Here is a 25282-nt window from a genome sequence, read left to right as displayed (position 1 = left end):
TTTTCTACAAGATTTTTATAAAAGCTTCATAATCAACACTAAAAATATTAAATAATACTTTTGTGAAAATTGTATGTTTTTTAGTCCCTTGTGAAAGGAGGCTCTTCATGGACTACAATTATTATAAGAAAGACAGGGTATCTCTAAACGAGATGGCAATAATAAAGATAATATTCTATAAATTAAAAGAAACTCAACACTTTTTTTTCGCTCTTTCAATATTTTGCTCTAATTTAGTTGCTGTTGATTAATTATATTTTTCAGAATGAAAATTTCTATCATTGGCTCTGGAAATGTTGGCTGGCATTTGGGCATTGCGTTCGAGAATCATCATCATCCTATTTGTGAGGTGTTTAGCCGCAATATAGCAAAAGCCGAAAAACTGAGCGAAATGCTCTATAAAGCAGAAGCTAAAACCGACCTCGATTTTTCGGAAAGTGAAGCTGAGCTATTTATTCTTTCGGTGGCGGATGATGCGATGGAAGACGTCTGCTCAAAACTGATTTTACCCGAAAACGCTATTTTGGCTCATACATCGGGTAGTAAATCGCTGGAAGATTTGCAAAAACTTATGCTTATTTACCACGATTTACCCGTAAAATGTGCAGTATTTTATCCACTCATGACATTTTCAGCTAATAAAGCTCTTGATTTAAGAAACGTTCCGTTTTGTATTGAAGCAATCGATGACGAAACCGAACAGATTTTGGTAGATATTGCCCAAGAAATGAGCAATACCGTTTATTTGCTCAGTTCGGAAGAGCGGAAAGTGCTGCACGTAGCAGCGGTTTTTGCCTGCAATTTCACGAACCATTTATTAGCCTTATCGAAGAGCATCACCGATAACGAAAATCTTGAATTTGATTTATTAAAACCGATTATTTCAGAAACTTTCAAGAAAGCATTAAAGGCTGAAGACCCCGCCGATGTACAAACTGGCCCAGCCATTCGGAATGATAAAACCATCATTAATCGCCACCTTGATTATCTGAAAGATGATACCCGATTATTGGAGATTTATGAGGTTTTGACGGAGAGTATTCAGAATAAACCTTAATGTTTCAACCAAAAACAGACTTCCCTCGAAGTGCTTGCATAAGCGTAAAAACTGCCAAGAGAAAATATAAAATACCAACAATAATAGTTAGTTGAGTATTTCGCAGTAAATAATATGATAAAACTGGCAAAACTTGTAAGGCGTGCATTCCAATAAAATGTGCGATTCGTGGGTCGCCAAATTTTTTACTCCAATTTAAAATCGGAATACCTGCTTCGCCATCGGGTCCACCAATAGTATGTGACATTCTACTCCCCATCACAAAGCCTTCAAAAGCAAAAACCACAAAAATGAATATGCCAAGCCGAATACTCCATACATAATATGGTGGTAAATCGGGGAAATTATTTATCAAAAATAGTATTCCAATATAAGCAGCCGCAAGGGTGGCGATGGTGGCAGCCAAAGCCATCATCGAATACATAAATGCGTAAAAACTTGTACTAACATTGAAATGAGATAAGCTTCCCCTACTTGCCTGCCAAGTGATATAAATGATTTCAAAACCCAGTGTTATGATAATAATCCAATTGAAAACAGTGGCATTAAAATCTATTAGATAACCAATGAACCAAGCCATTGTCCAAACAAAAAGGACAGTTGAGGCAGCAAATTTGAATGATTTATACCACGCATTTACATTATATACTTGTGTGGTTGTAAACCGAGTCAAAATCAAGAAAATGATTGCTAAAATAAAGCAAAGTAGGCCAAAATAAAACAATGACTCATTACGATATTTGAGCGTTTCAAGAAAATACATCATGGTTATTAACTACTTAATTTGACTTGCCAAACCTTTTTTAATCTTCATCATCAAGCTATCGGGCATAAAACGAGGTAAATTGGAAATAAACCAATTATTAAAACTGACAATTTTTTTACCTTTTCCGTGCAATAGTAGTTCCACTCCAGTTTTAGCTACTGCATCAGCAGACATTGGCTTATTCGATTGATAGGCATTGGTTTTTAGCATAGCATCAGAGTTGAATGGTGTATCAACTGGCCCAGGGCAAAGGGTCGTAATCGTAACGCCAGTTCCTTCTAATTCGGCAGCTATGGTTTCTGAGAATGCTAAAACAAAAGCCTTAGTTGCTGAATAAACCGAATAATAGGGAAAAGGCAAAAATGCCAATAAGGATGCGACATTCATGATTTTGCCCGATTTACGAGCAACCATATCCTGTGCAAATAGCTTAGTTAGAGCTACTAATGACGAGACATTCAGTTCAATCATATCAAGCTCTGATTCGAGAGTAGTTTCGATAAACTCGCCATATAACCCTACTCCTGCATTATTGACAAGCATATCAACAATAATATTCTGACTTTTGATTTCATTATAAAGCGAAAACGCATTGGCTTTATCAGATAAATCTTTAGCAAAAATTTGAACCTCGATGCCTTCTTTAGTTATTAACTCTTGCTGTAAGGCTTGTAGCTTATCGAGGCTCCGAGCTACCAGAATAAGATTGAATTTTTGGGCGGCTAATTGTTTAGCCATTTCAAGTCCAATGCCAGTAGAGGCACCCGTTAGTAAAATTATTTGATTGTTTTTCATAATTATTACACAATTGAACAATGTTCAATTGTGAACAAAAAAATTATAGTTTATCCATAACCTTCATAAATTCTTCGTAGGCCGCAGTAACAATAGTTTCAGGATTTTGAATATTTACTCCGACTGAGCGATTACTAATTTCTAAACTACACATACCATGTACCATACTCCAAACCATAAAAGCTGTTGGCTCTAACTCATGCCCCTTAAAGTACCCTGCTGCCAAACATTCATTTACTGTTGAACGCAAGACATCGAAAGTGGCTTTACCTTCATTCCATTCATGCAGTTTTTCATCATTCAAAAACTCCATTGGGGCCTTTAAATTGAACATTAGGTCATACATATCACGATTTTTTAAGGCAAAATTGATATAAACTTTACCCATCGCTCGTAACCTTTCCATTGGATTACTGACGTTTAATAGCACCTTAAATTCACTACTTAATTGTATGAAACCTTGTGTATGTAAGGCATGAAAAATAGCATTTTTATCTTTAAAATAAACATAGACCGTCCCGATGCTACAACCAATTGCATCAGCAATATTCCGAATAGTTGTTTGCTCAATTCCCTTTTCTACAAAGAGTTTTTTTGCACTGTTCAAAATCAATACTTTTAAATCTTCTTTTAATCTCTTACTCACAATTGCTATAATTACTTTTGATGACACAAATAAAATGAACGTTGTTCATTTTTCAAAATATTTATTTGTGAAATTTATAAATTCTTATAACAAAAAAATCCTGTCAGGTTTTATAAACCTAACAGGATTTTCGATAAAAATATGATTTCAGAATTAAATCAAACCTTCATTACGGTTGATACAATCTAAATCTTCGAAAGCTACTTTCAAACGAGCAATCATATTTTCTTCGCCTTTGCGTAACCATACACGTGGGTCATAATATTTTTTGTTCGGAGAATCTTCGCCTTCTGGATTTCCTAATTGTGCTTGAAGATATGCTTCTTTATCTTTATAATATTTCAAGATACCTTCCCATGTTGACCATTGTACGTCAGTATCAATATTCATTTTCACTGCACCGTATTTGATGGCTTCTCTGATTTCTTCACGTGTGCTACCAGAACCACCGTGGAATACGAAGTTTACTGGTAAATTACCCGTTCCGAATTTCTCTTGGATGAAATCTTGTGAGTTTTTCAAGATGATTGGCGATAATTTCACGTTACCTGGTTTATAAACACCGTGTACGTTTCCGAATGCCGCAGCGATTGTGAAGTTTGGAGAAATTTTACCCAATTCTTCGTAAGCATAAGCTACTTCCGAAGGTTGTGTATAAAGTTTCGAGCTATCAACGTCTGAATTGTCAACGCCGTCTTCTTCACCACCCGTTACACCTAATTCGATTTCGAGCGTCATGCCCATTTTGGCCATTCTCTCCAAATATTTTGCACAGATTTCGATATTTTCTTCCAAAGGCTCTTCTGATAAATCAATCATGTGAGAGCTAAACAATGGTTTGCCGTGTTGAGCAAAGAATTTTTCACCTGCATCTAACAAACCGTCTATCCAAGGTAATAATTTTTTTGCACAGTGGTCAGTATGTAATACAACTGGAATACCATACATTTCAGCGATTTGATGCACGTGCATCGCACCCGAAATTGCTCCAGCAATGGCTGCTTCTTGATTTTTGTTTGGTAAACTTTTACCAGCGTAGAAAGAAGCTCCACCATTTGAAAATTGAATAATAACTGGCGAATTTACAGCTTTAGCTGCTTCCATTACACCATTTACAGAGTTAGTTCCAACAACATTTACCGCAGGAAGGGCGTAATCATTTTCGTTGGCGTGACGTAACAAAGCATTCAAAGCTTCACCTGTAACAACGCCTGGCTTAATCAAAGATTGACTCATGAGTACCGTTTTTGAATTTTAAAAAGAAATAATGTTATTATAATGATAGATGAAGCCTAATTGATGAATTTTGATGCAAATTAAAGATTTTTCGATAAAATATTGCTGTTTTGATATTAAAATTTGAGAGAATGAGGAAGGCTTCGTTCGGAACGAAGTCTTCCTTTTAAACCTTGATAATTATTTCCCATCATACAAAGCCTGAATATTGGCTGGTATTTCGGGGTCTTTTAGTGTGTTTTTCTTTTTATCAGTCATTCGCCAACGATGCAACCACGAAAAACCATTGGCCGTGATGACTCGCTCCGAACGACTATAAATTTCATCTTGCAGTGCTTCGTTTAATGAAATAAATGTGTAGCCTCGCTTTCGCATCAAATCAATGAGTTCGTTGAAGTAATCGGCATTGAGAGCATTGGCATGGCACAAAAAAATATGTTTAATTGGTCGGCCAGCTACTTCTTGCGTGAGTTTTTCGTAATAATCAAAATAGGCTTCGGTGTGTTTGAGATATTTTTCGGCCACTTCTTTCATCAAAGTTTTATTGTTGGCTTTTACAGCATCCATATACACTTTGTTGAAAACCCAATCGTCGGCATCAATCGTAACTGGTGCATTTTGATAGCCTTTTTCAGCCAAAAATGCTTGAAAACCGTATTTTTTCAGGCTATCAGAACCTGTATGCAACAATGGGAATCTGAAGTATTTCTCAGTCTGACCATATTTCTGTTTCAGTTTTTCGGTCAGAATTTCACCTTTTAGCGTTTCAGCCTTAAAATCTTCGAGCGATAATTTACTGAATGACGGATGTGAAAAAGTATGATTGCCCAATTGCTGGCCATTCGCCAGCCAAGCATCCAATAAAGCAACTCTCTCGTCGATTTGCCCCAACTTATAGACCGAGTTTTCGTTGACAAAACCTACGGTTGTGAGTTTTTTTTGCTTAATCTTACTTAGCAGTTTTGTAGTTGATTCTTGGGCGTGTCTGAGCGAAAGTTCTTGCACAAATGGCAAATCATCAATCGTGATAGCGATTTGTTTTTGGGCATTTGAGATAAAACCGATGAATAGCAGAACTATAAAAAGACTTCTCATGGTGATTTAGAGCGAATGATATGGAAATAGTTTATGAGAATTAAGCGTTGAAAAGTCAAATAGTGTGCCTTTAGGTACTAAATATTGACAATCGGTGGCGGCCGTAGAAAGCAAATTTCACCTTTATGTTGTGTGCCTACGGCACACTGATTAATAGGAAATTTTTATTTTCTACCAATATTAAATCCCTACGGGATATTTTATTCAACTCTTGATTCGCATAGTTTATAACATTTTACATCTTCGAGGTTCTATGTGGAGAGTTTTTTTGAAGTAAACAAAGAAGACTTCGCTGAAAAGAACACTCAGTCCGAAGTCTTCCTTGTAAATCATTTTAAAACCAAATTAAAGCCAAACTTACTTCACTACTGCTTTCATCATCAAATCGGCTACAAACTGATTGCCGATTTCATTCAAGTGTACACGGTCAGTTGTTAAGATACCCGATTCTTTGTTAGTAGGGTTATTTTTGAGATTATAACCTATAAATTCTTTGCGTAAATCAATCAATGGGCAATCAAATTTGGCCGAAATCGTGCGAATAATATTAGAGTAATGATTCAAATCTCCATCTTGTTGATTGCTATTATCCGTGCGTTCGCCAATGGCGGCTGGTGTGCAGCAGATTACTTTGATGCCTTGCGACTGCATTTTTTTGATAAGAGCCGTGTAGAAATTACCAAATTTATCGGCATCGGTGCCTGTTCCGTAGCTGGCTTTGTGCCAAACATCATTTACACCCACATAAATCACGACTACATCTGGCTTCTGTGAAAGCACATCGTCTTCCATTCTTAGGTACAAATCATACACTTTGTTTCCGCCGATACCCGCTCCAATGAGCTGATATTTATCTTTAATGCCTTGTTTTTCGAGCATTTCTTTCATTTTGGTGATGTATCCACCTGGATTTACGCCAGCTTGAGTAATTGAATCACCAAAGAAAATTACCTTAGTGGGTTTGTCTTGTTTAAGAGAAAACATTGAGAGTGAGAGTAAAACTAACAATAGAGTTTTGAAAGAGGTTTTCATTGAGTTTTATTAAAATGGAATGGTTGAATAATTTGAATTTACGAATTAATCGAATGACGAGTGACGAGTAATCAAGCACTTAAATGCTGAATAAACTTATTCCCAGATTATGATTAACTATTTGTAAACGAAAGTAAAAAGATATTGGCAGAAAACAAAAAACAGCGTTTCGGAAAGTTCCAAAACGCTGTCTAAATCCCCTAAACTAAATACTAACTAATCTTTTCAAAACCACGGTCGGATAGACAACTGACGACAGAAAAACTGTTTCCTGTGGACTTTGGACTATTGACCGTTGACTCTTTTATTACTTCACCTCAACTGAGCGATATTCTGCTGGTGTTGGTGCGTGTGTTTCTAAATTTACTTCTTTTGAAATTACCTCTTTACCATTCGAGATTTCAAAACGATATTTACCATCTGATAAACCTGTCAAATCAAATTTCTTTGAGAATTTGCCAGCATTCTTGGCCACTACTTCCGAATAAATTACTTCGTTGCGGTCGTTTTTCAAAGTAATATCCAATGCTTTTCCTTGTTGTTTTTCGATTAGAACATTAACTTTCATCGAGTTAATGACACGATACATACCTACATCAAATGTGCGTTTACTGGCTGTTTTGCTTTCATCTTTTTTGCCGATTGGCTCAGATGCTAATACTGTCGAGAATGTGAATACACCTGCTATAAGAGCGATTGCGAAATTTCTTACTGTCGTTTTCATAATTTTGTGATTTTAAAATGTTTGTAATTGTTATAGCTTTTTCGATTATAAGATGCTGTGATTGTTAGCTGCGTTGCACTGTTTTGCCTAATCGGTCGATATAAATGATGAACGGTATTAGTAACTTAAAGTACCTTTTCCTTTCAAGATTTCTTTGGTAATAACATACTCACCGTTGGTGATTTCGATGAAGTATTTACCAGTTTCGATTGTCGAGAAATCATATCTGAAATTATATCCAGTAGCTTTTTTGCTGATTCTTTCTTCGCTCAATACATTGCCTTTTTCATTCATTAATTTTACGGTAGCGATTTTACCTGCATCTTTTGTCAATGACAAATTCAACAGCAATGAGTTCACGTTTCCTACTTCATACATTCCTACGTTAAGGTTTGTCATTTTGTAGTTAAGAATCGAGTTTGAAGTCGTAGCGGTTTCAATTTTCTCTGCCTTTTTATCTTCTTTTTTGTCTTCGGCGTTTGCGTTGAAGAATACTGTTGTTGCTAATAAAGCGATGGCCAATGTTGATTTTAAAGTTTTCATAATTTTGTGAGCGGCGAACCGCAATTTTAAATGTTTTATTTTATAGCTCTGCGGATTGCCGCACCATATCAATTATAAGATGTTGTGATTGTTGTTTACGTTTCGAGTTTTAGCACAATCGGTCAAAACTCTTGATGATCGGTATTAGTAGCTCAAAGTACCTTTTCCTTTCAAAATTTCTTTAGTAATAATGTGGTCACCGTTGGTTACTTCAATGAAATATTTACCAGTAGCAGACTCTGAGAAATCGAATCGGAAGTTATAAGCTGTTTCTTTTTTGCTCACTGTTGTTTCGCTCAATACTGTTCCGTTTTCGTTCATTAATTTTACGTTAGCTGTTTTTCCTGCATCCTTCGTCAAAGTAAGATTCAATTTCATTGAGTTCACGTTTCCTACTTCATACATTCCTACTTTGAGGTTACTCATTTTGTAGGTAGCTAATGAGTTTGAAGTTGAGGCTTCGTTTTTCTCCAATTTTTTATCTTCGGCATTTGCATTGAAGAATACTGTTGTTGCTAATAAAGCGATGGCCAATGTTGATTTTAAAGTTTTCATAATTTTATGTATTTAATGTTTTGTTTTTTAATTGTTGTTTTTGTTTTGTTGATTCAAAATTAGTGTCTCGATTTAAGCTCCGGAAACATAAGTGATGAAGTAAGTAATCTTTGTGATGAAATTCTTCTTCTATGTGATTCGGCTTTTTATAAAATCTTTTTTGTTATAATTCTTAAATCGTGTACTGCCTTGTTTGATGATTCAAAGGTATGGGTAAAACTTGGTACTATGTAATACAAACTACTCAAATGGTTATTTTAAAAGGACGAGTGGCGATTAGACTTGATGGCTTTAAAACGCCCTTATAACAAAATTTTATTTTCTTTTAAATCCATTTCAATATTAATAACTAACAAAAACCAAATATTGTTTTGTTTTTAGGCCAAATATCCTACTGACTACATATTACTATTTGAAAAAGCCGTGCCAAGAAATTTACCACCATGCCAAGTATTACATAAATAACTCACTATCAGACACTTACATAAAACTATTAAAACTAAGAAGCTTTTAAGATGTCTAAAAATTGTCCATTTTCGTACAATTAAATGTCATTTTCGTACACTATTTGGTTTTGATTCACAAAACTTTATTACATTTGAGCGTCAAAATAATCAACCTTTAATACTGAGATGAAAAAAGTACAAATCATTGCTTCGGTTGCATTCGCCATGCTTCTTAGTGCAAAATCTTATGCACAATATTCTTCTACTCCACCTGCGGTTTCGCCGATGCCGATGAAACCCGAGATGACTGAAATCTGGGAACCAGAGGTTACTGTTGTAACTCCAGGTAAAACCAGTGCCGATGCACCTTCTGATGCCATTATATTATTTGATGGTAAAGATTTATCTCAATGGGTAAGTGCTAAAGATGGTTCACCTGCTCCATGGTTAGTAATTGATGGTCGAATGGAAGTGGTTCCAAAAACTGGTGATATTAAAACAAAATTGAAATTTGGTGATTGCCAACTACACATTGAGTTTTCGGCCCCTGATGAAGTTGCGGGTGTAAGCCAAGGTCGTGGTAATAGTGGGGTGTTCTTCCAAGACCGTTACGAATTGCAGATTTTGGATTCTTACCAAAACCGCACGTATCGTAACGGACAAGCAGGTAGTATATATAAGGATACTGCTCCGCTCGTAAATGCAATGCGTGGCCCATTAGAATGGAATACTTATGACGTAATTTATACCGCACCTCGCTTCAAACCTGATGGACGTTTAGATTATCCTGCTCGTATTACAGTTTTGCACAATGGAGTGTTGGTTCAGAACAATACTACGATTTTGGGACTCACAAACTACATTGGTTTACACATGTATCCAGAAGCTCACGGCGAAGACGTGATTCACTTACAAGACCACGGTAACAAAACTCAATTCAGAAATATTTGGATTAGAAGACTGTAATTAGTCAACAGTCGATAGACGACAGTAGAAACAGCTTCTTTCTTCTCTTGAAAGAAGCTGTTTTTGTTTATGAGTAGCTTAATTATTGATAGCCAATAGATTTAGGGCGTCACCATTCTTTACTTTTACATCACTCTTCAAAATCACTTTATCGCCTACTTTCAAGCCTTTGGCTGTCCATTTATCGTTGACGAGCGTAGCCGTGATTGCTTTGGCAATAGACTTTCCATCTTTCTCAGAAACTACGTAAACCGAACAAGTGCCTTTATTATCACGGATAAGCCCATTGGTAATCTGAAAGTTTTTATCGACTACTCCTACCCTTACTGGTTTTGGTGGTTTGGGTGTTGAGGGCGTTCTTGCACGAGTTGGTGGTGGCGGTGGTGGTGCAACTTCTGAAGCTGACGAACGAAAATTACGTGGTGCTGGCGGAGTTGGTGCCTCAACTCCTCTTGGTGTTGAAGGGCGAGCAGGTGGTGCAGGATATGTACTTCCATAACGATAATAATTACGACTACCATGCGTACTGAAATTTACGTTATCGCCGTTTACGGTGATTCTGAAATCTTTTTCTTGCAAATCTTTATGTCTGCTTCCCCAAGTTTTATTTACCCAATTCCAAACTTTTTCATAAACTGCCGCAGATTGTGGCTCTAAACCAATCAAAAGTTTTTCACCTTTTAGACGTACCTCAAAATCTTTTTTGTTTTTTATTAACCCATCTTTATAGAGCATTTCAGCAAACGACTCTAAGTCTTTTTTGAAACGAGCTTCTTCTTCTTTAGCCAGTTTTTCTAAAACCTTACCTTTTGCCTCCATAATTTTACCGAGGCTATCCATTGGTTTTGAGTAGCGTTCCATCAATCGGCCTAAACTATCCATTGGTGAACTGAGATTTTGCATACGCTTCTCAAACGGACGCATTTCGGCTTCAATGCCATTCATTTGCTGCTCAAACTCGTGCATTTGTTTTTCTAATACTCGCTCTTGTTTCTCCAAATCTTTGAGTTTTCGTTCGGCATCAGCTGGCATTTTTTCCGCATCCATGTATTTGTTATGGATTTTTTGCATAGCCAAACTTACCTCCTGTATCTGAATCGACAAATCTTGAATTTTGCGTTGTGGCACTTGGAATTTACGCTGAACCTGTTGCATAGCCTCGCTCTCTTTTTCCATTTGACGACTATACTTTTCTTCCATTTGGCGGCTCAGTACTTCCATTTCTTTACTGTATTTCTCCATTTCTTTGCTCAAAACCTCCATCTCGGCCTCAACTTCATCTAATTTGGAAGTATCAGCAGGCATTTCTACATTATCGGCAACACTAACTGGAGCAACATTATCAATCGCATCTGCTTTAGATACTGTTGATTTTTCATCTTTGGCTGTTGGTGAATCTTTCTTGATTTCTTTTTGTGCATAAGTGATGCCCAAAGCAACCACCAAAATCATTCCCATCACCGCAGCCCAATTACCATAACTCATTGGTTTTGAATCGTTTATTCCGATAATACGTTTGATTCTGTCCATGAAAGTTTGGCGTTTTGCACCGAAAGCCATTGCCAAACGTGGCTGTTGCTGATAACTTGCTACTTGCGTGAGAGCTTTGGCCAGTACCAAACTATCTCCACAGATTTCGACTGCAAAATCATCGCAACAGTTTTCTCGTTCATCACGCACTTTGCCCGAAATAAACCAAGTTGCAGGATGAAAGAAAAACAAGATTTCAACGAAATTTTGGAAGATATTAACCAAATAATCGTAGCGTTTGATGTGAGCCAATTCGTGGGCTAAAATAGCCTCTAACTGCTTGATTGTCAGACCCGAAGCCATACCTACGGGTAGCAAAACCACAGGTTTTAGCCAACCAATCGTCATCGGTACGGTCGCACGTGCCGATTCGAGTAATTTGATAGTAGCTGGCATTTGTGTTTTTTCGAGCAGGCTATTCATTAATGCCTGAATATCAGCACTTATTGGATTCACTTGTTGTACTTTTAGGCTTTGTACGTGCGTAAAACCAACCAACAAACGTAGCAATAAAAGTGTAGTTCCGACCAACCAAATCATGACAAAAACGTCAAGATTATTTTGCAAGAAAAACTCAATTTGTTGTAGAATACTGAGTTTTTTAGGAGTAAAAATCAGATTTGAGTTATTCAATAAGAAATTACTAAATGCCTGATTGCTCGGCAATGCAGCAGAAGGACTAACTGGTTGATAAACAGTAAAAAATGTAACAATAGCAGCCACAAACTGCAAAGTTAAAGCCCCGATTCCGAGCCTATAACGAGTGACGGATGGCTTGAAAATGTAATACAAAATACCGAAGGCCAACAAAATGGCAAATCCTTGCCAGATTGAGTGAATGAGTGTCCAGCCAAGAGCCGAACTTGTGTTGTAGTTGATAATGTCTGTTAGCTTTTTCATAATTACCCCTAACCCCTAAAGGGGGATTTACATTATACCTTACGAGGTAATAAGGTATAAAATTTCGATTTTATAAATTTAAATTCTTTTCTTTTTCGGCAATGAGCTTCTTGATTTCATCGAGTTCATCAAGACTAACGTCCTGATTGCCAAGTGCTTGCATAACCAATTTCATGGCCGAACCTCTGAAAGTAGCATCAACAAATTTTCCGAGTAAAAGTTGCTGAGTCTGCTCCTCACCTATTTCGGCTTGATAAAGATGATAACGCCCTTCTTCAGTGCGGCTCAAGATATGTTTTTCGTGCATGATTTGCATCAACTTGAGTGTAGTGGTGTAGCCAACTTCTTTAAACTTAGAAAGTTCGTCGTTTACTTGTCTGACCGTGGCCTTGCCCAATTGCCATAAAATCTGCAAAATCTCCAGTTCCGATTCGGTGGGCTTTATTGATGGTATGTTTTCCATAATTCTGTTTACGAATAATTTCGTAGCAAATATAATACGAAGTTTTTCGTAGTTCCAAATTTTATTACGAATATTTTCGTAGATAAATAAAAAAACTCATTTTGAGAGCTTCTGTATCTCAAAATGAGTCAAATAATAGCCGTATTTTCATACCTAAGGCATGAAAATAGGAACTTGACTTTAATGTTTTCTACCGATATGTAATCCCTACGGGATAAGATAGCAACTTTTATACACTTTGTAAGATACTGTCGCAACTCTTATTTACAGGCATTTGCAACAAAATCTTCTAAATCTTTTTTGGTAGCACCTGTATAATAAGTCGGGCAAGATTTGAAAAATGCACTCAAGGCATTGGAGTAGGCTTGACATTTGGCTTTATTGGTGGGGTCTGCACTAAAAGCAGTTGCGGCATCAGTTACTTTTTTGGCTTCGTCGTCGCATTTATTAGTTACAACGGCAGCGGCTTTTGAACAACTTCCTAATATTCCGAAAGAGGCGGAAAGTAATAAAGTAGCTAAGAGAATCCTTTTCATGGCGTTTTTGATTTTTAAAGGTTACTAAACATCACAAATGTATTGAATACCAAAAAGAGACTTTCATTAATATTATAAAATTTACTGGGCGGCGGGCGGTGGGTTTTCGTGCAAAAAACTATCTTTGGTTATTCATTCTATTCAGACACCTCATCATGCCTCAAAAACTCACCCAAATCATTGGCCGAAGCTCGTTTAGCTTAACTTTATTTGCTTCTGTCACGGCCTTTTTCACTTATATGTGTTTTTATCCGTTTAGACGTGCATACACGGCGGCTACTTATGAAGAATTATCGTTTTTGGGTGTAAGTTTCAAGATTCTTATCATTACGGCACAAGTGTTAGGTTTTGCGGTATCGAAAGGTTTGGGAATTAAGTATGTTTCCGAAATGCTTCCAGCCAATCGCTCACGTAACTTATTGATAATGATAGCTTTATCGTGGATTTGTTATCTATTTTTTGCCCTTACTCCTGCCCCATTCAATTTGGTGTTTATCTTCTTAGCAAGTTTACCACTGGGCATGGTTTATGGTACAATTTTGGGTTTTCTTGAAGGTCGAAAAACAACTGATTTGCTGGTGGCTGTTCTCACGGCTTCGTTTATCATGGGTTCGGGTTTTGCCAAAAGCATCGGAAAATGGGTCATGACTACACTCGAAGTAAGTCAGTTTTGGATGCCATTTGTGGCCTGTGCGATTATGATTGTGCCTTTTGGAATTTGCACATGGTTGATGGGGCAAATTCCGCCGCCGAGCGAAGCGGATAAGGAAAACCGTACCGAGCGAAAACCGATGCAAAAAGCTGACAGAAAGGCATTTATCAAAGAATTTGCGTTGAGTATGTTTATTTTTGTGGTGTCGTATGTGCTACTGACAACATTCCGAGAGTTTAGGGATAATTTCACGCCTGAGATTTGGAAACTACTCGGCTATGGCAATAATTCTGCGATTTTTACCCAAACCGAAACGCCGATTGCGATTACGGTTTTGCTGATGATGGCCGCTATGCGTTGGGTACAAAATAATTATAAAGCCTTTGTAATTATTCAACTTTTGATGTTGGCGGGAGGCATTCTGATTGGCGTCAGTACGCTGCTTTATCAGCAACAAATGCTTTCTCCTGTAGCATGGCTCACGAGTTTAGGACTGGGCGTTTACATGGCTTATTCGATGTGTAATAGTTTGTATTTTGAGCGAATGATTGCCGCCTTCAAGAAATCAGGAACGGTTGGTTTCTTGATTACATTTGCCGATTATTATGCTTATTTGGGCAGTATTTTGGTACTTTTCTACAAAAATTTCTTTCAGAAAAGCATTAACTACCTTGATTTTTTCATTATCCTATCTTATTGTATATCAATTATTTATGTAATTTTAGTTGGGCTTTCGATGTGGAATTTGAGTTTGAAACGAGCGAAGTCTGAATAATAATAAATGAACTGTCTCAAAAGTTTTCTTCACAAAAGAATATTTGGACAGCACTTGACCGAGCGTCGGCCGCCTCACCCTCTAAATCTCCCTCTCCTCGCAGGAGAGGGAGACTTTTAGCCCTTCTCCTGTGAGGAGAAGGGTTGGGATGAGGTGATTTGCAGAATATTATTTGGTTGATTTTACTTTTAAGACAGCCTCTACGGGCAGGGTTTAACCATTAAATTTAAAACCCATCTACTTATCTATTTCTATTTCAAAAATTTATAAGAAAAAGCAATGTTTTTTTCATTCAGTCCGAAAAGTTCTATTCTTCTAATATTCTTTTTTCACGGAATCGTTTTTTCCATTTTGTTATTCATCAAAGGTTTACAGACCGCCAATAAATCAAGTCTTTGGCTTGGTTTATTTACACTACTTTGCTCATTATACATTGCTCCTTTTATGTTTGGTTATGCTGGCTGGTATTCAAAAGAAATTTACCGAAATATTCTTTTTTATACCCCATTCCAACAATTATTTTTATTGGCTCCTGTATTGTACTTCTATTTTAAAACCCTACTCGACAAATCATTTAGCTTTTCTGCCAGAGATTATATCCATTTTTTACCAGCAACTCTTTATCTGATTTATTCAATCGTCGTCTTTCTCACCGACAAGGTTATTTTAAAAGAGTATTACTTTTATGCAGATGGAAAAGATAAAGATTTCTCAACTTGGTATCAGATAACTGGCCTATTCTCGCTCACTTATTATCTGATTCAGAGCCTCAAAACTTATAACGAGTATAAAACGATAACCTATAATGTTGTAAGTTTTGCAGACTCGGTTATGTTTAGGTGGGCTCAGCGATTTTTAATAGCATTTTTGCTATTGATTGCTATCAGAATTGTATTTTTTATTGCTAATCCTGAATGGGACGAGTTTGGTAAGAAATTTTGGTATTATGTGTGTTTTTCCTTGCTTTTCTATTATGTTTCAATTAGTGGATATACCAATTCAGTATTATCCACTACCTCATTTCGAGATTCAGCGAGAAATTTTGAGAATGATTCAAAACTAAATGTTGAAGATATTACAATTGATAAAAATACATTCAAGGTTGAAATTGCTGATTTAGACATTTGGAAAGAAAAAATAGAATCATTGATGCTGGTTGATAAAATGTATGAAAACCCCGAACTTGTAATTTCAGACCTAAGCAACCGACTCGGAACGCATTCTAAAAAAATCTCTCAGATAATTAATGAGGGATTTGAAATGAATTTTAATGATTTCGTTAATCATTATCGAACCAAAGCTCTGATAGCTAAGATTGAAGAAGGCGAACACAATATCCAGACTTTACTTGGTCTTGCTTTAGATTGTGGATTCAACTCAAAATCAACGTTTAACAGAGCATTTAAGCGGGCTACCAACTTAAGTCCAAAAGAATACATCGAAAAAAATTATCCAAAATAGGTGTCAAATCACGATTTAGGGCGAATCGGGATTTCTAAAAGCTCAAATTTGCCAAAAAATCAAAGAAATGAAATTATACGTACTGACACTTTTTTTTGCATCAACCACCATTTTGTTTGGTCAAAAGCCAGACAGCCTTACAGTTTCTCAAATAAAACGCCTTGAGGAAATTGCTACACAAGATGTACCCAAAAATGCTCCAGGAATTGCAACTGGCATTGTAAGCAATGGACAGATAATTTATGAAAAAGTTGCGGGCTTCGCCGACTTAAAAGACAGCACTTTAATCACGAAAGATTCACGGTTTAATATCGCTTCAAATGGCAAACAGTTTACAGCCTTAGCGATTCTTGTTTTGATTGACGAGAAAAAAATCAAACTCACTGATGATATAAGGAAATATTTGCCGACTATTTACTCGAAAATAAATTCCAAGATTACCATCGAAAATTTACTTACTCACACAAGCGGTATCAGAGATGTGTATGATTTATGGTCATTGCAAGGCTTTACTTGGTGGAAATATACATTTAGCAACAAAGATGTTTTGAGGCTGATAGAAAAACAAGAAGAATTAAATTTCAAACCCAGCACCAAATATTTGTATAGCAATACGAACTACATACTGCTGGCGATGATTACTGAAAAAGTTACAGGAAAGTCATTTGTTGCCTATACGAATGATTTATTCAGAAAATTAAACATGCCAAACACTTCTTTTGAAGACGATTATACAAAAATCCGTGGGCCAATTGCGAAGGCTTATTTCAACTTTGATACTTGGAAAAATTATAATTGGATTTGGAATGTTTATGGCGACGGCAATATTTTTTCGACACTGGCAGACCAAATCAGATGGGAGCAAATTCTTCAAGGCCAAGTAAAATGCGATATAAAAAGACAAATTATAGAAAAAAGCCAACAATTAACCGATTATTCGAGCATCAAAAATTATGGTTACGGACTTGAATTTAGCACTTACAAAGGCTTAAATTATACATTTCATGAAGGAGCAACTGGAGCTTGGAAAGCAACAGTTATTAGATTTCAAAGCAAAAATACTTCAATTGTTACCCTCACGAATACTGGCAAAGCCACTCCAAATACACAAACACGCCAAATGGCCGATGTGGTTTTTAATCTAAAAAGTAATGATACTTATTTAGTCACAAAACCGACTAAAATAGGCAATTTTGTAAGCGAAGAAGATATGATTGGACTCTATCAAACAGATGACAATTTTACTTTTCAGTTTGAAAAACGAGATAGTATTTTGTATTTAAAACGTATCGGACGCAACGACGTAAAATTAGAACGTGAAGCTGATAATATCTTGCACCAAACCTTCGACCCTGATTTTAAGCAAGAATTTAAAAAGAACGGAAAAGGAGAAATGACAGTAACTGCTTATTATACCTCTCACTCCCCCTATACACTGACAAAGCACATTTATGATTGGAAAGGCTTTAATTATCAAGCACTTAAGGGTAAATTTATTAACTCAGAAACCAATGTAAGCGTTGAGATTAAATTTATCAGCGATAAAAGCTATGAAGTGAAAATAGGCGATAAAAATAGCACAAAAGGGCTTTTAATCTCTCCAACCAAACTATTAGTAGATAATTACGTATTCGATATTGACAACAACTCTACGTTGTTTCTAAGTAGTGATAGAATTCAACGAGTTAAATTTCTCAGAGTGAATTAAAACTGTGTTGTTTTTTTGCAAAACAATCTTTCAAAAACATTACCTAAGTTGTTTTTTTAAAAGATTATTGTGTGTCAATTATTTATGTAATTTTAGTCTGACTTTCGATGTGGGATTTAAGTTTAAAACGAGCCAAGTCGGTTGAATAATGAATTACGTAAAACCTTAAACTATGAAAAAAATATTATACACTATTCTTAGCTTGCTTGTAATCATTGTCATTTTGGGATTAGGTTTAGCCTATATGCCTATCAAATCTAAAACAAACCATATGGGCGTTTCGCCTGAAGAAGCAGCCAGTTTAAGACAAAAGTTTACCACTCCTCACCATCTGATTACTACAACTGATGGCGAAACGCTTTTTCTACGCAGATGGAATCCTGACAGCACAAAACCAGTAAAAAACGATATTGCAGTTTTGGTTTTTCATGGAATTACGGCTTACAGTGGCCCTTATGACATGGCAGGAAAGCCAATATCAGCTGGTGGTTATACGACTTTTGGGATAGACTATAGAGGACATGGATTATCAGGAGGAAACCGTGGTGATAGCCCAGGTAAAGAAAGATGGATTGCTGATTTGGTAGAAGCTGTGAGGTATGTTAAAAAACTTGGTTTTTCAAAAGTGGTTGTTTTGGGGCATAGCTTGGGCGTGGCCTCAGCAATATGTGCCGCAAGTGCCATTCCTAATGAAATTTCGGGTTTAGTTTTGCTTTCAGGTGCTTATGAAGGTCGAAAAGGTTTATCAAAACCGCCAACACTTTTCCAAAAAACTCAGATTTTGGCCAGTTCAATTTTCCGTCCATCTCATCAAGCCGTTGAATATTACAGGGAAGGCATGACAGTTACGAAAGACCCATTATTCAACTTTAGATATACACTCCGATTTCTTACGATGCTGGATGTTAAAACCCTCCGACTGCCAGCAACATTAAATATTCCAGTACTGGTTGGCATTGGCGATAAAGATGAGTTATTTGAAGTTGACAAAGTAAAGGAATTCTATGATTTGGTACCGGGTAACAAAAAGGAGTTTTTAGTGATGAAAAATACGACTCATGCCAAAATTCCTCTTGAAAGCTGGCAACAGGTTGTTGTTTGGTTAAATAAAACTTATCAATAGCATTCAAAAGCCTTTTTCATTACAGAAAACAAATTATCCACTCTCAACGATGACATTCGACCCTGAAAATAAAATAGTCAAACTCTGTGCAAAAGGTATGGAGATAGAAGGGCAGCCAGAAGAAGCCAAAAAGCTTTTTACTCAAGCGTGGGAAGAAGCAAGTAACGACATCGAAAAACTCACTGCTGCTCACTATATAGCTCGACACCAAAGTAGTGTAGCAGATAAATTGAAATGGGACCAAGTGGCATTAAAACATGCCTCCAATGTAAAAGATGATTCGGTAAAAGGTGCATTTCCTTCTTTATATCTAAACATTGCTAAGTGTTATGAGGACTTGCAAGGTTTTGCCAATGCACAAAAAAACTATCAGTTAGCTCTCGTAGCAACCGACAATTTGGTAGATGATGGTTATGGAAGCATGATTAAAAAAGGCATATTAAGTGGTATTGAAAGAATAAAAATGCAAAAAACAGAGATATTTAATCTGAACCATTGAACTATGCAAATAGCCCCTTCAAAAGAATTATTACCTTTCATCAAGCACTATCTGTTTTTAGAAAGCGAAGGTCAATCTATTAAAAAACTCCGTTTGTTTTCTGATGGTAATACTGGAATGGTCTTTTGTTTGAAAGGCAATCTTATTACAAATACCCAAAATCATACGCAATTAGAAAGTTTACCATCTTCGTTTACTTATGGACAAATAAGCGAATTTAAAGACCTTTTTCTTACAAATCGCACATCTCTAATCGTCGTCGTTTTTCAGCCATCTGGTATTAATCAGCTATTGGGTATTGCTGCTCACCAATTACGAGATAAGATTATTGATATTGCCGATATTTTTGGTTTAAATGGGCTATCTCTTCATGAAATCCTGCTCGAACAAGAAAATTTAAACGCTAAACTTTACACGCTCAACACATTTTTCAGGGAATTAGCCAAGCAAGCACTATTAGCAAATCATGCACTGATTCAAGCATCTTTACACTTTATTATCAAAACCAAAGGCCTAACAACCATTGGAGATTTAGTAAAACATACAGGCTATACCGAACGGCATATCGAAAGGCTCTTTAGCGAGGTAATTGGATTAAGTCCAAAAAAGTTTGGAAATATAATCAAACTACATAATTTCTTGAAACTCTTGAAAAGTAAGTCTAAAGAAACGAACATTACGCATTTTTGTTACGAATCGGGATACGCCGACCAATCTCATCTTATTAAGGAATTCAGAAAATATACTGGCATCACCCCCACCCAATACCTCAACGATACCAATAGACTGGCCATCAATTTTATGGAATTAACTTCCGAAAAAATACCGATGTCGGATTTGTACAATTTACAATAATCACAATAATCTATATTTGTCCAATCAAATACAATTATTATCAAAATGGACAATATAAAAATATCTACTGCTCAGTTTGAGCATAAAAGTGCGGATAAGGCATATAATCTTTCTGTTATTGAATCACTTTCTAAAAAAGCTGCGGCCGAAGGCTCAAAAGTCATTGCATTTCATGAATGCTCAATCACAGGATATACATTTGCAAGACATCTTAACAAAGACCAAATGCTCAATTTGGCAGAATTTATCCCAAACGGAGAAAGTATATTGAAGCTTACAGAAATAGCCAAAAATAATGATATTACGATTTTAGCGGGTCTTTTTGAAAAAGATGAAAATGATAACTTATATAAAGCATACGTTTGTGTTAACAAGAATGGGCTGGTTGCCAAATATCGAAAGTTACATCCATTCATAAACCCATACCTAACGGCGGGCGATAGCTATTGTATTTTCGAGATTGATGGTTGGAAATGTGGCATCCTAATTTGCTACGACAATAATATTATTGAAAACGTAAGAGCAACTACTCTCTTAGGAGCAGATATTATTTTTATGCCACACGTAACTATGTGTACGCCTTCTACTCGACCAGGTGCGGGTTTTGTTGACCCTCAATTATGGCAGAATCGTGAAGCTGACCCTACCTCATTACGTTTAGAATTTGATGGAATGAAAGGTCGGGGATGGTTAATGAAATGGCTACCTGCAAGAGCTTATGACAATGGAATATATGTAGTGTTTTCAAATCCGATTGGCATGGACGACGACCAATTAAAGAACGGATGCTCGATGATAATTGACCCTTTCGGAGATATTCTTAACGAATGTCGAAGTTTTGATGATAGTTTTACGACAGCAACAATAACACCCGAAAAGTTAGGTCTCTCAGGAGGAAAACGTTATATAAAAGCTCGACGCCCAGATTTATACAGAGACATCATAGGTCAAGAGCATCAACCCGAACAAAAAGTAGTCTGGCTAAATAATGACAAGGCCTAAATCAGCATTTTACTACCTAAAAAACTCTTTCAATCATACTCTGAAATGTTTTTCTTACTTTTGCGGTCTGAACTTTTCCTCTAAACAATAAAAAAATATGTCAGAATTTCCTCCTTGCCCCAAATGCAAATCCGAATACGTGTATCCGAGTGATGGTTTATTGATTTGCCCAGAGTGTTTCTATGAATGGAATCCCGAAGATGTAGAAACCGAAGAAACAGGAGATATAACCACGAAGGTGCTTGACTCGAACGGCAACGAATTACAAGATGGTGATACGGTAGTGGTTATTAAAGATTTACCCGTAAAAGGAGCTCCAAAGCCAATCAAATCAGGCACTAAAGTAAAGAATATTCGCCTGACAGATGGTAACGACGGCCACAATATTGATTGTAAAATTGAAGGTTTCGGGTCTATGGGCTTGAAATCTGAGTTCGTGAGAAAAGCGTAAGCTTTTTTAATTAAAGAATGGTGAAAATCAGCTAAGATTTTCACCATTCTTGTGTATTCCCAAACCTACTTCGTCAAATAAACTTCATAGACTACATTGCTCGGTATAGTAGGGTTTGATGCCCCCCAAGAAGGCCCGTTCGATACAATTCCTCCATAAATATAACCTATCAATGTAGTTTTTCCCGCAGGAATAGCATTGTAATTAATTATATCATAGCTTGTATTGTACATCGGAACACCGGGTGCTGTAATAAAAACTCCTTCCGAACCCATGTAGGTTGGTAGCGTAGTAGGATTAACAATTTCGGTCGTGACATTGGTTAGGTTATTCTTGCTGATTGTTAATATTTTCTTGGTAAAAGTATCGGGGTCAGTTGTCATGTTTTCGCCCATGCCACCAAAAGCAGTAGTGAGCATCACATCATTTTGGGCATCATACATTTCTACGTTGGCGGTTGAGTAGATATTTGATGTTTGTGTATAAGATTTATCCAATACATAACTTGGTGTAGTGCCGCCTTTTATGTAAATCGGATTTCGGAAAGGAGCACCATTATTTCCGTAAGTAAATACTCCGCCATAAACTGTGAGGCCAACGGCTTTACCACCTCTTTGAATGGCAGGAATAACCAGTAAATCTCGTCGTCTGAATTGTGTGATACTATCGGGCAAATTATCCGAAATATACTGCATCGAATTGGGTGTGATGCTGATACTCGAAGCGGTTTCGGTAAGTTTGAAGACATGAACAGAATCAAGATAGACCTGACTTGTATTACCTGTTCCATATTTTCCATTATACCGATGCCCGAGTGCTAAATAAAACTTTCCATCGGGTAATTTAAATAACTCTCCACCCGTAGCGGCAGTTAATTTAGATTTTGCGTAAACTACTGAGGCAGCAAATTGATTAATATTTTTTGTCAAAACTGCATTGATAAGTTGACTCATGTTTATTCTTGAAAGGGTAGAATAAGTAACCCACGACGAATCGGGTAATTTTGCATGAAATTCACCATAACCACCTGAAACATATAAATAGTTTCCTACTTGAAAGTGCTGCATATTAGTCGATGTATATTGCTCTCTCAAGGCAGGGACTAAGAATGACGTTGACATACTATCTAACTGATTAGTAGCAGTATTATAGACATAAACATATTTATTAGCTTTTTTGAAAGGGAATAAATAAGCGTTGGGGTCAAATCCGTGAAAGCCATTGGTACGTCCGCCAATCATTACCCAATATTTACCCGATTGTCCAAAAACAAACGACTGTAAAGCAGGCAGTTTTTTGAGGGTTTGACTTGGCTTAATAGTGAATCCTTTGGGAGTTTGGGCATTTAGAAAAAACGAAGCACCTAAAAATAGGATAGCTACGAAGCTTAGTAATTTAGTTTTCATGTAGGTATTTGAAATTAGGTTTGGTATGTATTTAAAACCCAAAACTACACCACTTCTTAGCTAAATAGTAGCGTATAAATACCTGATTTAGAATGAGATGGAAGTTTTAGTTACGGCCTAATCGAGAATACTGACAATAGCCGTTTCAATCTAAAAATTAAAGAAAGCTTTTGCCCTTTTCTCAAAAAAGGACGTCTTTGACACACAAAACGATGTTTTTGTCTAAAAAACTCTTGTAATAATTCAATTTATGCAAATATTTGTAAATTACTATTTAAACCTATCTTATATTATGAGACAAAACTACATCAATAAGCTTTTTACAGCTTTTCTGATAAGTATCATTTGCTTAACTTTTACCAATGTTTTTGCTACTGATAAACCTCTGGCCAACAACGAATACACCCTTGTTGTAGAAGGCTTCGATTGGGGCCCAGCTGCCAATAAAGTTATAATCGGCTTAGATGCTCCAAGCACAACGATTGATTATAAAGATTTTACGGTTTCGGTGGAAAGAAGCCACGCTTGTGCCGATGTTCCTGCTGCTCAAGCCAAAGGAAACCGAAGCGTAGTTTATGCGTATGTGTCTGATAATCAAGGCAAAAGAGTAAAAGAGGGTAGCTTCGTAACTTTAGTTTTGGCTGTTGCCCCAAATATGCCTTTGGGTTCAACTTTCCAATATTCACAAAAACCAGCTTGCCGAGGAAATCAATGGGTAGATTATAAAGTGACTATCACCGACACCAAAACCAATAAGGTCTGGAACAAAGAAAAAAACAGAATCATGCCTTTGATTGATGATTTTGACCTAACGGGTAAATTCGAGTACGAAGCTGGCAAAACGATGTCTTATGCAGCTTTTTCGCCTAAAAATAAAACAACAAAATCGCCACTGATTATTTGGCTTCATGGAGGCGGTGAAGGTGGCACGGACCCTACAATTCCGCTATTGGGCAATAAAGCAGCTAATTATGCTTCTGCCGAAATGCAGGCGTTTTTCGGTGGTGCGTTCGTGTTATCTCCGCAATGTCCAGGTGCTTGGATGCACAACAAAGATGGTGTAATTACTCACGGAAAAGAAGATGATGTTTATAACAAAGGGTTGATGGCACTTATCAAAAATTACGTAAAGAAAAACCCGAACATTGACACCAAACGCATTTATGTAGGTGGTTGCTCAAACGGTGGTTATATGGCTCTGAAATTGATATTAAATGAGCCAAATTATTTTGCAGCGGTTTATATCAGTGCCTTGGCGTATCAGTCGCAATACATTACTGACCAGCAAATTAATAGCATCAAAAATGTGCCTATTTGGTTTGTGCATTCAAAGGATGATGGCACGACCGTTCCCGAAAATACGGTTGTACCAGTTTATAAAAGATTGAAAGCAGCAGGAGCAAAAAACGTGTATTTCACATATTATGACCACGTAACTGACCTTTCAGGATTTTTTGGTGGCGAAAACTACTACTATAATGGTCATTGGTCATGGATTTATTCGCACGTAAATCATGCAAAAGTTGATTTTGATGGCTCGCCCGTAAAACTCAACAATCGCCCAGTGACTATCATAGAATGGATGGCCGCACAATCGAAAAAATAAGATACAGAAATAAATCATGCAAAAAGAATTATTGGCAGAAATGCTGGTGCAAAACCAGTTTACAAACTCATTTGCTTTCGAGAAAATAACCAACGAAAACCTACACAAACGCCTCAACGAACAAGCGGCTTCGGTTGGGTTTATTTACCGCCACATCGGCGAGACAATGAATTTGTTTGGCTATTTTTTCGGTATTCCGAGCGAAGTTCCAAATACTACCATGGGGCAACAAGATATTGGGCAGGATTTCGACCTTGAAACAAGTCAGACTTATGTGGCGAAAGGCTACGAAATGCTAAAAAAACTTGTAGAAGAAACAACTGACGAAGATTGGTTGACAGAAATTGACACTCCATTTTTTGGAAAAGTCTCAAAAATCAGACTCTTTTCGCATGTACTTTTTCATAACTCTCATCATGGGGGACAAATTTCTCTGACACTCTCGAAAGGATAA

25 protein-coding genes are annotated in these 25282 nt (G+C 36.7%); 12 read left to right on the top strand and 13 right to left on the bottom strand.

What is annotated here, in order from left to right:
* Positions 1–265: 265 nt before the first annotated feature.
* A complete protein-coding gene (locus tag IEX65_RS22535) occupies positions 266–1057 on the top strand; it encodes a Rossmann-like and DUF2520 domain-containing protein (protein WP_188769590.1) in 792 nt (263 codons plus the stop codon).
* Between the two features lie 4 nt (positions 1058–1061).
* On the opposite strand, the gene IEX65_RS22530 is transcribed toward IEX65_RS22535, so the two are convergent.
* The 9 genes from IEX65_RS22530 to IEX65_RS22490 all read right to left on the bottom strand — a co-directional run bounded on the left by IEX65_RS22530 (position 1062) and on the right by IEX65_RS22490 (position 8449).
* Positions 1062–1823, bottom strand: a complete 762-nt coding sequence (locus IEX65_RS22530; RefSeq protein ID WP_188769589.1) for a hypothetical protein — start codon at positions 1821–1823, stop codon at positions 1062–1064.
* Between the two features lie 9 nt (positions 1824–1832).
* Positions 1833–2618 (bottom strand): SDR family NAD(P)-dependent oxidoreductase, encoded by a 786-nt coding sequence (locus tag IEX65_RS22525; RefSeq protein ID WP_188769587.1) that lies wholly within the window; start codon positions 2616–2618, stop codon positions 1833–1835.
* Positions 2619–2661: 43 nt separating this feature from the next.
* The gene (locus IEX65_RS22520) at positions 2662–3264 is read right to left on the bottom strand and encodes a TetR/AcrR family transcriptional regulator (RefSeq protein WP_229250836.1); all 603 of its coding nucleotides are present in this window, start codon (positions 3262–3264) and stop codon (positions 2662–2664) included.
* A 153-nt stretch (positions 3265–3417) separates the two neighbouring features.
* On the bottom strand, positions 3418–4500 hold the full coding sequence (gene fbaA, locus IEX65_RS22515; protein ID WP_188769585.1) for a class II fructose-bisphosphate aldolase: 1083 nt from the start codon (positions 4498–4500) through the stop codon (positions 3418–3420).
* A gap of 180 nt (positions 4501–4680) precedes the next feature.
* The gene (locus IEX65_RS22510; RefSeq protein WP_188769583.1) at positions 4681–5595 is read right to left on the bottom strand and encodes a polysaccharide deacetylase family protein; all 915 of its coding nucleotides are present in this window, start codon (positions 5593–5595) and stop codon (positions 4681–4683) included.
* Positions 5596–5952: 357 nt separating this feature from the next.
* On the bottom strand, positions 5953–6627 hold the full coding sequence (locus IEX65_RS22505; RefSeq protein WP_188769581.1) for an SGNH/GDSL hydrolase family protein: 675 nt from the start codon (positions 6625–6627) through the stop codon (positions 5953–5955).
* Between the two features lie 307 nt (positions 6628–6934).
* Positions 6935–7351 carry a hypothetical protein gene (locus IEX65_RS22500; protein WP_188769579.1) on the bottom strand — a complete coding sequence of 139 codons (417 nt, stop codon included), beginning with the start codon at positions 7349–7351 and terminating at the stop codon, positions 6935–6937.
* A 117-nt stretch (positions 7352–7468) separates the two neighbouring features.
* Positions 7469–7894: a T9SS type A sorting domain-containing protein gene (locus tag IEX65_RS22495; RefSeq protein ID WP_188769577.1), complete on the bottom strand. Its 426-nt coding sequence runs from the start codon at positions 7892–7894 to the stop codon at positions 7469–7471.
* 144 nt (positions 7895–8038) lie between these two features.
* Positions 8039–8449: a T9SS type A sorting domain-containing protein gene (locus tag IEX65_RS22490; RefSeq protein WP_188769574.1), complete on the bottom strand. Its 411-nt coding sequence runs from the start codon at positions 8447–8449 to the stop codon at positions 8039–8041.
* 632 nt (positions 8450–9081) lie between these two features.
* Between IEX65_RS22490 and IEX65_RS22485 the strand changes: the two genes are divergently transcribed.
* Positions 9082–9861, top strand: a complete 780-nt coding sequence (locus IEX65_RS22485; protein ID WP_188769573.1) for a 3-keto-disaccharide hydrolase — start codon at positions 9082–9084, stop codon at positions 9859–9861.
* 78 nt (positions 9862–9939) lie between these two features.
* Here IEX65_RS22485 and IEX65_RS22480 read toward each other — a convergent pair whose 3' ends face one another.
* From IEX65_RS22480 to IEX65_RS22470, 3 genes are all read right to left on the bottom strand, one after another.
* Positions 9940–12291, bottom strand: a complete 2352-nt coding sequence (locus IEX65_RS22480) for a M56 family metallopeptidase (RefSeq protein WP_188769570.1) — start codon at positions 12289–12291, stop codon at positions 9940–9942.
* A gap of 70 nt (positions 12292–12361) precedes the next feature.
* Positions 12362–12754 carry a BlaI/MecI/CopY family transcriptional regulator gene (locus IEX65_RS22475; protein WP_188769568.1) on the bottom strand — a complete coding sequence of 131 codons (393 nt, stop codon included), beginning with the start codon at positions 12752–12754 and terminating at the stop codon, positions 12362–12364.
* 260 nt (positions 12755–13014) lie between these two features.
* On the bottom strand, positions 13015–13290 hold the full coding sequence (locus tag IEX65_RS22470) for a hypothetical protein (protein ID WP_188769566.1): 276 nt from the start codon (positions 13288–13290) through the stop codon (positions 13015–13017).
* 155 nt (positions 13291–13445) lie between these two features.
* Here IEX65_RS22470 and IEX65_RS22465 point away from each other — a divergent pair, with 155 nt between their 5' ends.
* The 8 genes from IEX65_RS22465 (at position 13446) to IEX65_RS22430 (ending at position 21816) form a co-directional block, all read left to right on the top strand.
* Entirely contained in the window at positions 13446–14717 is a 1272-nt protein-coding gene (locus tag IEX65_RS22465) for a DUF5690 family protein (protein ID WP_188769564.1), read from the top strand.
* 279 nt (positions 14718–14996) lie between these two features.
* Positions 14997–16178, top strand: a complete 1182-nt coding sequence (locus IEX65_RS22460) for a helix-turn-helix domain-containing protein (protein WP_188769563.1) — start codon at positions 14997–14999, stop codon at positions 16176–16178.
* 67 nt (positions 16179–16245) lie between these two features.
* A complete protein-coding gene (locus tag IEX65_RS22455; protein WP_188769561.1) occupies positions 16246–17886 on the top strand; it encodes a serine hydrolase domain-containing protein in 1641 nt (546 codons plus the stop codon).
* A 172-nt stretch (positions 17887–18058) separates the two neighbouring features.
* Positions 18059–19009, top strand: a complete 951-nt coding sequence (locus IEX65_RS22450; protein WP_188769559.1) for an alpha/beta hydrolase — start codon at positions 18059–18061, stop codon at positions 19007–19009.
* 49 nt (positions 19010–19058) lie between these two features.
* Positions 19059–19508 (top strand): rRNA adenine methyltransferase, encoded by a 450-nt coding sequence (locus IEX65_RS22445; protein ID WP_188769557.1) that lies wholly within the window; start codon positions 19059–19061, stop codon positions 19506–19508.
* A gap of 3 nt (positions 19509–19511) precedes the next feature.
* Complete coding sequence (locus IEX65_RS22440; protein WP_188769555.1) at positions 19512–20363, top strand: AraC family transcriptional regulator; 852 nt, start codon at positions 19512–19514, stop codon at positions 20361–20363.
* A gap of 45 nt (positions 20364–20408) precedes the next feature.
* Positions 20409–21365, top strand: coding sequence for a nitrilase family protein (locus tag IEX65_RS22435; protein WP_188769553.1), 957 nt, complete (start codon positions 20409–20411; stop codon positions 21363–21365).
* A 97-nt stretch (positions 21366–21462) separates the two neighbouring features.
* Positions 21463–21816, top strand: a complete 354-nt coding sequence (locus IEX65_RS22430) for a zinc ribbon domain-containing protein YjdM (protein WP_188769551.1) — start codon at positions 21463–21465, stop codon at positions 21814–21816.
* A gap of 65 nt (positions 21817–21881) precedes the next feature.
* Here the strand turns inward: IEX65_RS22430 and IEX65_RS22425 are convergent, their stop codons facing one another.
* Entirely contained in the window at positions 21882–23222 is a 1341-nt protein-coding gene (locus IEX65_RS22425) for a hypothetical protein (RefSeq protein ID WP_188769549.1), read from the bottom strand.
* A gap of 292 nt (positions 23223–23514) precedes the next feature.
* Here IEX65_RS22425 and IEX65_RS22420 point away from each other — a divergent pair, with 292 nt between their 5' ends.
* Positions 23515–24828, top strand: a complete 1314-nt coding sequence (locus IEX65_RS22420; RefSeq protein WP_188769547.1) for a prolyl oligopeptidase family serine peptidase — start codon at positions 23515–23517, stop codon at positions 24826–24828.
* 16 nt (positions 24829–24844) lie between these two features.
* Positions 24845–25282 carry a DinB family protein gene (locus IEX65_RS22415; protein WP_188769545.1) on the top strand — a complete coding sequence of 146 codons (438 nt, stop codon included), beginning with the start codon at positions 24845–24847 and terminating at the stop codon, positions 25280–25282.

Source organism: Emticicia aquatilis (assembly GCF_014644295.1).
GTDB classification, from domain to species: Bacteria; Bacteroidota; Bacteroidia; order Cytophagales; family Spirosomataceae; genus Emticicia; species Emticicia aquatilis.
Note: the sequence above shows the minus strand (reverse complement) of the source record. Positions and strands in the feature narration are given on the sequence as shown.